Here is a 263-nt window from a genome sequence, read left to right as displayed (position 1 = left end):
AACCGAATAACTGTATACTGATCTGATCGCTTTTTTGCGGCGCAAGATAGATGCCCTAAATAATTCGAGTTGTAGAAAGGCGACAAACGAGTGAATCCCCGGGAGCGTACATCAGTACGTGACTGGGGTGAATGAGTGAAGTCAACGCATCGACAACTTGAAGTATGACGGGTAATGGAGAACAAGATGAAACGTGCATTTATTATGGTGCTGGACTCCTTTGGTATTGGTGCGACTGAAGATGCGGATCGCTTTGGCGACGT

Annotated in this window: 1 protein-coding gene; it reads left to right on the top strand. The window is 46.4% G+C overall.

The features are described from left to right. Positions 1-186: 186 nt before the first annotated feature. On the top strand, positions 187-263 hold a 77-nt coding region (locus FDX22_RS30820; RefSeq protein ID WP_255432718.1), incomplete at its 3' end, for a hypothetical protein.

Source organism: Citrobacter sp. TBCS-14 (genome assembly GCF_005280805.1).
In the GTDB taxonomy this organism is placed as follows: Bacteria; Pseudomonadota; Gammaproteobacteria; order Enterobacterales; family Enterobacteriaceae; genus Citrobacter; species Citrobacter gillenii.
Note: the sequence above shows the minus strand (reverse complement) of the source record. Positions and strands in the feature narration are given on the sequence as shown.